Origin of the sequence: Clostridium massiliamazoniense (assembly GCF_001403635.1) — a bacterium.
Classification (GTDB): Bacteria; Bacillota; Clostridia; order Clostridiales; family Clostridiaceae; genus Sarcina; species Sarcina massiliamazoniense.
Genome location: NZ_LN879468.1, coordinates 819,505 through 832,552 on the forward strand (window position 1 = coordinate 819,505; position 13,048 = coordinate 832,552).

At 29.5% G+C, this 13,048-nt stretch carries 12 protein-coding genes; all 12 read right to left on the reverse strand.

The window, feature by feature from the left end:
* Positions 1-9 precede the first annotated feature (9 nt).
* The 12 genes from ARA19_RS10750 to ARA19_RS10805 all read right to left on the reverse strand — a co-directional run bounded on the left by ARA19_RS10750 (position 10) and on the right by ARA19_RS10805 (position 12,884).
* Positions 10-1,029, reverse strand: coding sequence for a M50 family metallopeptidase (locus ARA19_RS10750; protein ID WP_055072107.1), 1,020 nt, complete (start codon positions 1,027-1,029; stop codon positions 10-12).
* 37 nt (positions 1,030-1,066) lie between these two features.
* Positions 1,067-2,224 carry a 1-deoxy-D-xylulose-5-phosphate reductoisomerase gene (locus ARA19_RS10755; protein ID WP_055070969.1) on the reverse strand — a complete coding sequence of 386 codons (1,158 nt, stop codon included), beginning with the start codon at positions 2,222-2,224 and terminating at the stop codon, positions 1,067-1,069.
* A gap of 150 nt (positions 2,225-2,374) precedes the next feature.
* Entirely contained in the window at positions 2,375-3,181 is an 807-nt protein-coding gene (locus tag ARA19_RS10760) for a phosphatidate cytidylyltransferase (protein WP_055070970.1), read from the reverse strand.
* An 18-nt stretch (positions 3,182-3,199) separates the two neighbouring features.
* Positions 3,200-3,964: an isoprenyl transferase gene (locus ARA19_RS10765; protein ID WP_055070971.1), complete on the reverse strand. Its 765-nt coding sequence runs from the start codon at positions 3,962-3,964 to the stop codon at positions 3,200-3,202.
* Between the two features lie 61 nt (positions 3,965-4,025).
* A complete protein-coding gene (gene frr / locus ARA19_RS10770) occupies positions 4,026-4,580 on the reverse strand; it encodes a ribosome recycling factor (protein ID WP_055070972.1) in 555 nt (184 codons plus the stop codon).
* Positions 4,581-4,595: 15 nt separating this feature from the next.
* Positions 4,596-5,309, reverse strand: coding sequence for a UMP kinase (gene pyrH / locus ARA19_RS10775; protein WP_055070973.1), 714 nt, complete (start codon positions 5,307-5,309; stop codon positions 4,596-4,598).
* Between the two features lie 78 nt (positions 5,310-5,387).
* Positions 5,388-6,296, reverse strand: a complete 909-nt coding sequence (tsf, locus tag ARA19_RS10780) for a translation elongation factor Ts (protein ID WP_055070974.1) — start codon at positions 6,294-6,296, stop codon at positions 5,388-5,390.
* A gap of 68 nt (positions 6,297-6,364) precedes the next feature.
* The gene (rpsB, locus tag ARA19_RS10785; RefSeq protein WP_055070975.1) at positions 6,365-7,066 is read right to left on the reverse strand and encodes a 30S ribosomal protein S2; all 702 of its coding nucleotides are present in this window, start codon (positions 7,064-7,066) and stop codon (positions 6,365-6,367) included.
* Positions 7,067-7,232: 166 nt separating this feature from the next.
* On the reverse strand, positions 7,233-8,009 hold the full coding sequence (codY, locus tag ARA19_RS10790) for a GTP-sensing pleiotropic transcriptional regulator CodY (RefSeq protein WP_055070976.1): 777 nt from the start codon (positions 8,007-8,009) through the stop codon (positions 7,233-7,235).
* Positions 8,010-8,145: 136 nt separating this feature from the next.
* A complete protein-coding gene (gene topA, locus ARA19_RS10795; RefSeq protein ID WP_055070977.1) occupies positions 8,146-10,254 on the reverse strand; it encodes a type I DNA topoisomerase in 2,109 nt (702 codons plus the stop codon).
* 33 nt (positions 10,255-10,287) lie between these two features.
* A complete protein-coding gene (gene dprA, locus ARA19_RS10800) occupies positions 10,288-11,361 on the reverse strand; it encodes a DNA-processing protein DprA (RefSeq protein WP_055070978.1) in 1,074 nt (357 codons plus the stop codon).
* Positions 11,361-12,884, reverse strand: coding sequence for a YifB family Mg chelatase-like AAA ATPase (locus ARA19_RS10805; RefSeq protein ID WP_055070979.1), 1,524 nt, complete (start codon positions 12,882-12,884; stop codon positions 11,361-11,363). The genes dprA and ARA19_RS10805 overlap by 1 nt, the downstream gene beginning before the upstream one ends.
* Positions 12,885-13,048 lie beyond the last annotated feature (164 nt).

A 13,048-nucleotide genomic window follows, 5' to 3' on the forward strand; every position in this document is an offset into this window, starting at 1 on the left:
AATCACCTCTTATATGCTTACTGGGAATATTATATCCTTCAGTACCACAACAAGCATAAGTCCCATTAAAAGCATAAATCCAACCATATTTACATAGCCAACAAACTTTGGAGGTATCTTTTTTCTTGTAATAGTTTCTATCAATAAAATAAAAATATGTCCTCCATCTAAGGCTGGAAATGGTATTAAATTAAATATCCCTATTTGCACGCTTAAAATAGCTATTAAAGAGAATAAATTCCAAATCCCTGCCTTAGCAGCCTTACTTGACATTTTTATTATTGTTATAGGTCCTCCAACATCAGTTTTAAAATTTGCTTCCCCTGTAATCATCATCTTTAATGATAAAAAGGTTTGCTTACCTAAAGAACCTATTTCTTTAAAACTCTCACTTATGGCTTCTATAAATTTAGGTTTTTCAACTTTTTCAAATTCAATACCTATTCTATAACTATTATCAACCATTTCTGGATTTATAACTTTTTTAATTTCTTGACCTGCTCTATCTATTATCATTTCAATAGGGTTTCCTTTACTTAATGCAATACCAACACTAACATCTCCAGTTGTAATAACTTTACTTCCATTAACCTTCATTATCTTATCTCCAGCTAAAAGTCCAGCTGAAGCTGCTGGTGAATTTTCCATTGGCACTTTTATAGTGTTGGTTCTAAACCCAAAATTCATTATTATAACCATGAATATGGCTATAGCCAACAACATATTCATAAAAGCTCCTGCACCAAATACAACAGCTCTCACTAAAGGAGACTTATTGCAAAGCGCTCTATTATCACTACTCTGTATTTCTTCATCTTCATTTTCTCCAAGCATTTGTACATAGCCACCTATAGGAAAGGCTCTTATACTATAATCAGTTTCTCCTTTATTTACAGAGAAAACCTTCGGTCCCATTCCTATTGCAAATTCTTCTACTTTAACACCATTTAATTTTGCTGCGACAAAATGACCAACCTCATGAATTAATATTATAAGCCCTAGGCCTAAAATCGCAAAGATAATATATATCATTAAACCCCTCCTAGAATAAAATTCCCCCTATAAATTAAGAATTATATTTTTTATAAATATATTCTCTAACTTTTTTATCCTTATTAATAACATTTTCTAAAGTTATTTCTTCTTTATATTCAAATATATTCATTATTTCTTCTATTATGTTTCCTATATCTAAATATGATATTCTTTCTTCTAAAAATAATTCTACTAAAACTTCATTAGCTGCATTCACTATAGTTGGCATAAGACCACCAAGCTTACCAGCTTTATAAGCAAGTTTTAAACATTTAAAGACATCCATATCAGGTTTTTCAAAATTTAATTTACTTATAGTAGAAAAATCTAACTTTCTTTCTACATTCCCTTCCCTATTAGGGTAATTTAATGCATATTGTATAGGTAGCTTCATATCAGGAACACCTAATTGAGCCATAACAGCACCATCAGTATATTGAACCATTGAATGCACTATTGATTCTGGATGAACTATAACTTCAATATCATCATAAGGACAATCAAATAAGAAATGTGCTTCTATTACCTCTAATCCTTTATTCATTAATGTAGATGAATCTATAGTTATTTTTCTTCCCATTGACCAATTTGGATGTTTTAAAGCATCTTTCACTGTAACCTTCTTTAAATCCTCTAGAGTTTTTCCTCTAAAAGGTCCTCCTGATGCTGTTAATAATATTTTATCTATTTTATTGTGGAAATTACCTTGTAAGCATTGAAATATAGCACTATGTTCTGAATCAACTGGCAATATTTTAACTGAGTTTTCTTTAGCTTTTCTCATAACTAATTCTCCTGCCACAACAAGAGTTTCTTTATTAGCAAGAGCAATATGCTTTTTAGCCTCTATAGCTTTTAAAGTTGGCTCAAGACCTATCATTCCCACTACTGAAGTTACAACTATTTCAATTTCCTCTAAAGTTGCAACTTTATTTAGTCCATCTATACCGAAAATTAATTCACATTCTATGTTTTCTTTTTCTAAAATTTTCTTTAGTTTGTTATAGGAATCCTCATAAGTTATAGCTACAACCTTTGGTTTAAATTCTTTTATTATCTCTAAAGTTAATCCAACATTTTTATGTGCTGATATACCTACTAATTCAAATTTATCCTTATGATATCTTAAAACATCTAAGGTTTGAGTACCTATTGAACCTGTAACTCCTAAAATAGAAATTTTTTTCATTATTATTTTCCTCCTTGCTGCTAACCCCCTACGACCATATATAGTAATTTCTATATATAATGTATATTTTAAATCATTACTATAACAAATACAACTTTGTTTAGTTTAATAAATAAAAAAACCCTCTCGATTTAGAGAAGGCTTTTTTATTTATTTGATTATCATAAATGCTAATGTTAGATAGAAATATACTACTATTGATGAAAATAATATACTATCAAATCTATCTAATATTCCTCCATGTCCTGGAATTAGATTACTATAATCTTTAACTTCAGAATATCTTTTTATTGATGATGCAACTAAATCTCCAAACTGTGAAAATACTCCACATAAAAGTCCTATTAATACATAATTCCAAAGAGGTATAACATTAACATGAGCATATCTAGATATTACAAATCCAAAAATACCGCATATTACTGCACTTCCTATCATCCCTCCTAAAGACCCTTCTACAGTCTTTTTAGGACTTACTTTAGGACATAATTTATGTTTTCCTAAATATTTTCCAGAATAATAAGCAAAAGTATCACATCCAAAAGAAGCTAAGAATATAAGCCAAACTAGGTAGTTTCCACCTTTCATTTCATTTACTAAAAATATTAAACTAAAAAATACACCTACATATATAAATCCTACCATAGTCATTGCTGAATCTATAAATGTATACTTTGTATTTATCACTGGAAAACAAAGCAAAACTGCCATTCCTATTATTATTATATAAGATAATATTTGAAAGTTATTTCCACTCAAATAATAACAAAACAATAATATGTATCCCATAGACATTATAGGTTTCATTTCTTTTACTTTAATAACTTTATAAAATTCATAAATACCTAGTATTGATAAAAAAGCTACTAATCCCTTTAACCAAATACCACCTAAAAATATAAATATAATCAAAGGAGCTAATATCAAAGCTCCCAAGTATCTGTTATTAGACTTCATACATCCAACCCCTTAGCTTTATTTAACTCCACCAAATCTTCTATCTCTATTTTGATAGTCAGATATAGCTTTTTTTAAAGCTTCTCCATCAAAATCTGGCCAGTTTATATTTGAATACCAAAATTCTGAATATGCACATTGCCATAGTAAATAATTACTAATTCTCTGTTCTCCACTCGGTCTTATAATCATATCTGGATCTGGCATACCCTTAGTATCTAAGTAGTTTTCAAAGCTTTTTTCATTAAATTCCTCTAATGTTATTTTTCCTTCTTTGTAATCTTCCATAACCTTTTTTATAGATCTAATTATTTCATCTCTGCCACCATAATTAAATGCTACATTTAAAACTATTCCAGTATTATCTTTAGTTTTATCTAAAGCCATTGCTATTTCCTCTTGACAAAAATCTGGTGTTTTTGTTATATCACCTATTATACTGATTCTAACATTTTCTTCATGGAGTTCATTAATTTCTTTTCTTAAGAATTCTACTAAAAGCTTCATAAGGGCATTAACTTCATCTTTTGGTCTCTTCCAATTTTCAGTTGAAAAAGCATATAAAGTTAAGTATCTAACCCCTAAACTATTACATTCTTTTAAAACTTTCTTTATAGCAGCCATACCAGCTCTATGTCCCATGGTTCTTGGTAATTTTCTCTCTTTAGCCCATCTACCATTACCATCCATTATAATTGCTATGTGCTTTGGTATATTTTCCATATCTAACTCTAATTCTTCAATAGAGTTATTTTTCTGCTTGTTATTGAAAAATTTTACCACCAAGACACCTCCCAAATTTTTAAATATAAAAAAACCTGCTAAAGAAAGCAGGTTAGAAAAATTATAAAGTCATAATTTCTTTTTCTTTAGCTGAAATTATAGTATCAATTTCTTTTGTAAACTTATCTGTAAGTTTTTGAACATCTTCTTCGCCTTTTTTCACATCATCTTCTGTGATTTCACCGTCTTTTTTCATGTTCTTTATCTTATCATTTCCATCTCTTCTAATTGATCTTAAAGCTACTTTTGCATCTTCACCATATTTCTTAACTTTTTTAACTAAGTCTTTTCTTGTTTCTTCAGTTAATTCAGGAACTAATAATCTTATTATTGTACCATCATTTGAAGGGTTTATTCCTAAATCTGATTTTAATATAGCTTTTTCTATATCTTTTAAAGTTTGTTTTTCCCAAGGAGTAATTACTAATAATCTTGGTTCTGGTGATGATATATTTGCAACTTGGCTTATAGGACACATACTTCCATAGTATTCTACTTCTATTTTATCAAGCATTTTTGCATTAGCTCTTCCAGCTCTCATTGTCCCTAAGTTTTCTTTTAAAACAACTATTGTTTTTCCCATTTTAACTTCTAATGACTTTACTAATTCCTTCATGTAATAAAAAACCTCCTATTTTTTAGAAACTATTGTTCCTATTTTTTCACCCATTATAGCTCTTTTTATATTTCCTTCATCATCTAAAGCAAATACTATTATTGGAATATCATTATCCATGCATAATGATGTTGCTGTTGAATCCATAACTTGAAGTCCTTGCTCTAATACATCAATATATGATAATGTTTCATATTTTTTAGCATCATCATATTTGTGTGGGTCCTTGTCGTATACACCGTCAACTTTTTTAGCTAAAAGTATTACTTCTGCCTCTATTTCAGCTGCTCTTAAAGCTGCTGTTGTATCAGTTGAGAAATAAGGATTTCCTGTTCCTGCTCCAAATATAACGACTCTTCCTTTTTCTAAGTGTCTCATAGCTCTTCTTCTTATAAAAGGTTCTGCAATCTCTTTCATTTCAATAGCAGTTTGAACTCTAGTTTTAACACCTAAACTCTCTAAAGAATCTTGAAGTGCTAAAGCATTAATTGATGTTGCTAACATCCCCATATAATCAGCAGTAGTTCTATCCATGTCTCCACCGCTTCTTCCTCTCCAAATGTTTCCGCCACCAACAACAGCTCCAACTTCTACACCTAAATCTACAAGTTCTTTTATTTCTTTTGCTATTCTTTTCGCAACTTCAAAATCGATTCCGAATCCATTTTCTCCTGCTAATGCTTCTCCAGATAATTTAAGCATTACTCTTTTATACTTACAAGCTTCCATCGCAAACTCCTCCAATTGAAATATACTTTTATTTTTAAAAAAAGAGAACACAAAAGTGTTCTCTTATTCATTTAATTCTTATTTTGCTCCCATTTTAGCAACTTCTTCAGCAAAGTTCTCTTCTTTCTTTTCGATACCTTCTCCTCTTTCGAATCTAGCGTATCTTACGATTGAAACTGGAGCTCCGATTTCTTTTGATTTTTCTTCTAATAATTTAGAAATTGTCATATCTCCGTTTTTAACCCATTGTTGGTCTAATAAACATACTTCCTTGAAGTATTTCTTTATTCTTCCTTCAACCATTTTTTCAACGATTTTTTCTGGTTTACCTTCGTTTAATGCTTGTGCTCTGTAAACTTCTCTTTCAGTTTCTAAGCTCTTAGCATCAACTTGATCTTGTGATAAGAATAATGGATTAGCAGCAGCTATTTGCATTGCTACATCTTTAGCTAATTGCTCTAAAACATCTGATGTTTTGTCGCAAGCTAATTCAACCATAACACCTATTCTTCCACCACCGTGAATATATTCTTGAACTAATCCACTTTCAACTGAGAATCTTTCAACTCTTCTTAAGTTCATATTTTCACCGATTTTAGCTATTAATTCAGTTAAAGTTTCTTGAACTGTTTTTCCAGCTAAATCTGCTGCTAAAACTTCTTCTACTGAGTTTAATTCTTTTTCTGCTACTAATTTAGCTATGTTGTCAGCTAAACCTACGAATTCTTCGTTTATAGCAACGAAATCTGTTTCACAGTTTAATTCGATTATAGCACCTTTTTTCTTATCTTCTGAAACGTAAGTTTTAACTATACCTTCAGCAGCTATTCTTCCAGATTTCTTAGCAGCAGCTGCTAATCCTTTTTCTCTTAAGAACTCTACTGCTTTTTCCATATCTCCATTTGTTTCAGTAAGAGCTTTTTTACAGTCCATCATTCCTGCACCAGTTTTTTCTCTTAATTCTTTAACCATTTTTGCTGATATCATTACAATTCCTCCTAACTAATTAATGGAAAAGGTACATGAAGCAAGCTTCATCTACCTTTAATAATTTATTACTCAGCGATTTGTTCGCCTTGTCTTCCTTCTATTGAAGCATCTGCCATTTTGCTAGCTATTAACTTAACCGCTCTTATAGCATCATCATTTCCTGGGATTACATAGTCGATTTCTTCTGGATCACAGTTAGTATCAACTATAGCAACTACAGGGATTCCTAAAATCTTAGCTTCTGATACTGCATTCTTTTCTTTTCTTGTATCAACAACAAACATAGCTCCTATGTTTTCTACTACTAAGTTTTTGATTCCACCGATGTTCTTTTCTAATTTATCCATTTCACCTCTTAATTTAATAACTTCTTTCTTAGGTAAAACGTCGAAAGTTCCATCTTCTTCCATTTTGTGTAATTGCTCTAATCTTTCAATTCTCTTTTTCATAGTTTTGAAGTTAGTAAGCATTCCACCTAACCATCTGTGGTTAACATAGTGCATGTTTGATCTTATAGCTTCTTCTTTTATAACATCTTGAGCTTGTTTCTTAGTACCAACGAAAAGTATGTCTTTTCCTTCTACTGAGATTTCTCTTAAGAAATCGTAAGCTTCTTCTGCTTTTTTAACTGTTTTTTGTAAATCTATTATGTAGATTCCGTTTCTTTCTGTAAAGATGTATGGAGCCATTTTAGGGTTCCATCTTCTAGTTTGGTGTCCAAAGTGAACTCCAGCTTCTAATAATTGTTTCATTGAAATTACTGACATTAAAAAATCCTCCTTATTGGTTAATCCTCCACTATCTTTATCTTAAAAAGAATCCTTAACTAAAAGGCACCACTTTTTAAATTGGATAGCGTGTGTATTTTATTACCTTTGATAGTATATCATAGTGAAATAAAACTATCAACATAAAAATATACTTTATTTAAATTTATTTTATTTTTTTAAGTTCATCTAATAATTTATTATTTAAAATTTTAATATGAGTCCCTTTCATTCCCAAACTTCTAGACTCAATAACTCCTGCACTTTCAAACTTTCTTAATGCATTTACTATTACGGATCTTGTTATACCAACTTTATCTGCTATTTTTGATGCTACAAGTAGACCTTCATTCCCGTTTAGTTGATCAAAAATATGTTCTACAGCTTCTAATTCTGAATATGATAAAGTTCCTATTGCTAATTGTACTACAGCTTTATTTCTTGCTTCTTCTTCAAGTTCACTTTGTCTAGCTCTTAGCATTTCCATTCCAACTATAGCTCCACTATATTCTGATAAAACTAAATCCTCATCATTAAAATGTTCTCCAAATCTTGCTAGAATTAACGTTCCAAGTCTTTCCCCACTTCCAACTATAGGTAAAATAGTTGTTATTTTTTCTGATACTACACAGTTACCTTGTTCTTCAAATACACATAAGCCTTCATTTGGTAAATTTGCTAAAGTGTCATGAATGTTTAGTAATTTATCATTATAATCCTTTGGAAATTTCTTATCATTAAGAACCTTTTCAATCATTATTTTACATTTAAAATTTTCTGAAAAGGCATACCCTAATATTTTTCCTTTTTTACTTATAAGATATACATTACACTCTAGAACATCACTTAACAATTTACATATGTCTGCAAATGCTACTGCTTCAGTTCCTGACTTTTGTAATATTCTAGTTAACTTTCTTGTTTTATTAAGTAGTGTGGACATGAAACTCCTCCTTACAAATATACCGCCCCTTTTAAATTCAAATTATTTAGAATTTTCTAAATAATCATTATAAATATAACATAGGGTTTCAATGTTTTCAAGGCAATTTCTTTAACTTACCATTTTTAAAGCTTCATTAATTTTCATCAGTTTTTTCTACTGTTTCTTCATCTGACTTAATTTCCACTTTTTCTTTACATTCCTTATTACTACATTCTAAATAGTTACCTTTAGCTTTAGAATATTTCTTAACCATAAACTCACCACATTTAGGGCACTTTTCATTTGTTGGTTCACTCCAACTTACAAAGTTACATTCTGGATAATTAGAGCATCCGTAAAACTTATTTCCCTTTTTACTTCTTTTAACTAAAATATCTCCACCACATAATGGACATTTAGCATCAACCTTTTCTACTATAGGCTTTGTATTTTGACACTCTGGATATCCAGGACAAGCTAAAAAATCTCCAAATCTTCCATGTTTTATAACCATCATTCTTCCACATTTATCACATGGAACATCACTAACTTTATCTTCAATTACAATTTTAGATATTTCGCTTTCAGCCTTTTTAATATCCTCATTTAAAGGAGTAAAAAATTCATCAACAACTTCAGTCCATTTTAAATCTCCAATTTCAACACTATCTAGCTTAGCTTCCATAGCAGCTGTGAAATCAGCATCAACTATTTGTTTAAAATATTCTGACATTATTTGATTTACTATTACACCTAATTCTGTAGGAGATAAAACTTTCTTTTCTCTATTTACATACTTTCTTCCAACAAGAGTTCCTATAGTTGGAACATAAGTACTTGGTCTTCCTATTCCTTTTTCCTCTAAAAGCTTAACAAAAGATGCTTCAGTATATCTACTTGGCGGTTGAGTAAAATGTTGTGTTCCTTTTATTGATTCTAAAATTAATTCTTCATCTTTTTCTAAATTTGGAACTGCTACATCCTCTTCTTCATCTGTTGTAGTATACTCATATAATTTCATAAAACCATCAAATTTAATATTTGATCCACTTGCTCTTAAAATATAATCTCCATTTTGTATCTCAACACTATTTGTATTTAAAATAGAATCTTCCATTTGACTAGCAACAAATCTTTTCCATATTAAAGTGTATAATTTGTATTGATCTCTTGATAGATTTTTTTCTGCTATTTCTGGAGTTATTTCAACATAAGTTGGTCTTATTGCTTCATGGGCATCTTGAATATTTTTCTTACCTTTAAATACTCTCGCTGTTTTAGGGAAGTATTCTTCTCCATAAGTATCAATTATAAAACTTTTAGCTTTTTCTTGTGCTTCAGTTGATATTCTTACTGAGTCTGTTCTCATATAAGTTATTAAACCAACTGTTCCATAACCTTTAACTTCTACACCTTCATAAAGTTGTTGTGCAACAGACATTGTTTTCTTAGTCATATAGTTAAGTCTTTTGCTTGCTTCTTGTTGAAGTGTACTAGTTGTAAAAGGTGCTAATGGCTTTTTAGTTCTAGTTCCCTTTTTAACATTTTTAACGATATAAGAATTCTCTTCTAGTTCTTTCATTATAATGTTAGCTTCTTCTTCATTATTTATAACAACTTTCTTTTTATTTTTAGTTGCTAATTTAACTGGGAACTTTTTCTTATCCTTTTTTAAACTTATGTCTACTGTCCAATATTCCTTTGGTTCAAATTTTTCTATTTCCTCTTCTCTGTCACAAATCATTTTTAAAGCTGCAGATTGAACTCTTCCTGCACTTAATCCCCACTTTACATTTCTCCAAAGAAGTGGACTTATTTCATATCCAACAAGTCTATCTAATATTCTTCTAGCTTGTTGTGCATCTACTAAATCTTCATTTATTGCTCTTGGTGATTTAATAGAATTTTTAACTGCTTCTTTTGTTATTTCATTAAATTCTATTCTACATTTTTCTTTACCATCTAGCTTTAATATATTGGCTAGATGCCAAGATATAGCTTCACCTTCTCTATCAGGGTCGGTTGCTAAATATATTTTATCGCTTTTTTTAGCAAGTTTTCTAAGCTTAGTTAAAAGCTCACCTTTCCCTCTTATTGTTATATACTTTGGCGTATAATTTTCTTCTATATTAACACCTAATTGACTTTTAGGTAAATCTCTTACATGTCCCATTGATGCTTCAACTACATAGTTTTTTCCTAAATATTTCTCTATAGTTTTAGCCTTTGCTGGTGACTCTACTATTACTAACTTTTGACCCATAGTAACCCCCGAATTCCGGAGTTTGCACCCCCTTTAAGTATTCATAATATTTTTGGCAAAATAATTTCCTGTTAATCCAATAATTTCGTTATTGAATTGCATTTCAAATAATAACTCATTAATCATAGAAATGTCAATATTAGTTTCTTTTTTAATTTCCTCTATATGTCTCGGATTTTCCTCTAATAGCTTTAATATTTTTACTTTTAAACAATTACATTTTTCTTTTCTACTCTTATTTCTTACATAATTAATATTAAATTGAAAAAATATATCTTCTACATTTTCATAAATATTAGCACCATCTATTATTAACCTATTACACCCTTCGCTTAATGGCGAATATATACTTCCTGGAACTGCTATAACTTTTTTTCCTTGTTCCACAGCATAAGATGTTGTTATGACAGCACCACTTTTTTTAGCTGCTTCTGTTATTATAACCCCCTTTGCTATGCCACTTATTAGTCTATTTCTATAAGGAAAATTATATGGCATTGGCTGTTCACCTGGTAAGTATTCTGATATTATCACTCCATTTTCAATTATACTCCTAAATAATTCTCTATTTCCTTTAGGATAAATAATATCTATTCCACATCCTAGTACTGCTACATTAAATAAATTTTTATTAACAGCAGTCCTATGAGCTATGGTGTCTATACCTAGAGCTCCACCACTTACAATACCTACTTCTTGCCCTTCTAACTTAGAAACAATATCCTTAGTAACTGAAAGCCCATAATTAGTTGGCTTTCTAGATCCTACAATCCCTATAAAATCTAGTTTATTTATTTTATCAATTTTCCCTTTATAAAATAATGCATAAGGTTTATCTTCTATAAATTTTAATTCCTTTGGATAAGTTTCTTCATTATAAGTTATTATACCAAATTCTTTTTTCAATAAACCTTCCTCTATTTTCTTGATTTTATCATTATCTATATAAAATTCAAGTACTTTTTTAAATTTTTTGTCATTTTTAAATAATTCTTCTTTATTTTCATAGATATATTTATAGTTTTTTGTTTTACTTTCTATATATATTTTAGTTTCGCCACTTGCTGGAATAGCTATAAACCACAACTTATATTTATCTATATTCATTATATTATTTCACCCCTTATATTTTTTCTATATCCTAAAGCCTCATATATATCTTCTTTTGAAATTTTTTCCCTTCCATCTAAGTCACTTAAAGTCCTTGCAACTTTCATTATTTTATGTAACACTCTACTACTTATTCCAAAATTATTATATATTTTATTTAGTAAATCGTTACAATCATTGTCTAGCACTATATACTTATTAATATCAGTAAATCCAATTTCTGAATTTCTCTTTATATTAGAATTTTTAAATCTTTTCTCTTGAATTTCAATAGCTCTAAAGACTTTTTCTCTAGCCTCTTCTATATTTATTTCCTCCTTTGAATCACATAAAAGTTCCTCAAAGGAAGCATAAGCTACAAAGGAAAATATATCTATTCTATCTTTCATAGCCTTAGATAATTTATTTTCATATCTTTTTATAGAACCCTCACTACAAGTGCATAATCTTTCCTTATTTCTACTCATATAATTTCCACAAGGACAAGGATTATAAGCTCCAACAAAAATAAAATTCGCTGGATAAGTAACAGCTCCCACATTTCTAGATATATTTATTTCTCTTCTTTCTAGTGGCTCTCTTAAAGCTTCTATTATTTTTTTATCAAATTCTAATAATTCATCTAAAAACAATATCCCATTATTAGCAAGAGTTATTTCTCCTAATTTTAAATCTCTTCCTCCTCCAATTAATCCTACCTCTGTAGTGCTATGATGAGGACTTCTAAAAGGTCTTTCCTTTATAATTCCTTTCTTTAAAATTCCTTTTACACTATATATCTTGGTTGATTCTAGAGCTTCCTCAAAATTCATTTTAGGCAATAATTCTATCATAGACTTTGCCAATATAGTCTTTCCAGACCCCGGAGGTCCCTGTAAAACTATATTATGTCCTCCTGCCGCTGCTGTGATTAAGGCTTTTTTTGCTCCTAGCTGTCCTTTTATACTACTAAAATCTTTGCTCTTAACAATCTTAGGTTTATACTTTTTTACTCTTTCAGCCACTAAATTATCATAGATTAAAAATTCTATAACTTCTTTTAAATTATTTAAAGGATATATTTTCATTTCGGATATTATATTACACTCTTCTAAGTTTTCAACTGGTAATATAACCTTTTTTATTCCTTCATCTTTCGCCTTAATTATTCCAGATAATCCTCCATTTATTGCTCTTATATCACCATTTAGAGATAATTCACCTAAATATAGAATTTTATCCTTGTGAATATTTTCTATTTGATTACTTTCCAATAATATACCTATTGCTATGGCTAAATCAAAAGCAGAACCTTTTTTTCTTATATTTGCTGGAGCTAAATTAACTGTAATTCTTCCTAAAGGAAATTTATACCCCGAATTTTCTATGGCTGCTCTTACCCTATCCTTTGCTTCTTTTATTGATGTATCTGCTAAACCAACAATATTAAAAGCTGGCAACCCAGCTGCTATGTCCACTTCTATATTTATTAATACACCATCTATGCCTTCATAAGTCGCGCTAATTAAACTTACTGCCAAACTGACCCTCTCCTCTTTAATTAGATTTTTAATATATAAAAAACTTAACCTAAAAAATATCTATAAACTAAGATTTAACTTAGATGAACTAATTCTTATTTTTAGATTATTGTCATTAAAGAGTACTTTTTAAACACATTAATGATTAAATATTTAATCATTGC

Bases quoted from the DNA above. Each gene is read 5' to 3' on its own strand.
- ARA19_RS10755 (WP_055070969.1), bottom strand. From the start codon at position 2,224: ATGAAAAAAATTTCTATTTTAGGAGTTACAGGTTCAATAGGTACTCAA.
- dprA (WP_055070978.1), bottom strand. From the start codon at position 11,361: ATGAATATAGATAAATATAAGTTGTGGTTTATAGCTATTCCAGCAAGT.
- pyrH (WP_055070973.1), bottom strand. From the start codon at position 5,309: ATGGAAGCTTGTAAGTATAAAAGAGTAATGCTTAAATTATCTGGAGAA.
- rpsB (WP_055070975.1), bottom strand. From the start codon at position 7,066: ATGTCAGTAATTTCAATGAAACAATTATTAGAAGCTGGAGTTCACTTT.
- topA (WP_055070977.1), bottom strand. From the start codon at position 10,254: ATGGGTCAAAAGTTAGTAATAGTAGAGTCACCAGCAAAGGCTAAAACT.
- ARA19_RS10760 (WP_055070970.1), bottom strand. From the start codon at position 3,181: ATGAAGTCTAATAACAGATACTTGGGAGCTTTGATATTAGCTCCTTTG.
- tsf (WP_055070974.1), bottom strand. From the start codon at position 6,296: ATGATATCAGCAAAAATGGTTAAAGAATTAAGAGAAAAAACTGGTGCA.
- frr (WP_055070972.1), bottom strand. From the start codon at position 4,580: ATGAAGGAATTAGTAAAGTCATTAGAAGTTAAAATGGGAAAAACAATA.
- codY (WP_055070976.1), bottom strand. From the start codon at position 8,009: ATGTCCACACTACTTAATAAAACAAGAAAGTTAACTAGAATATTACAA.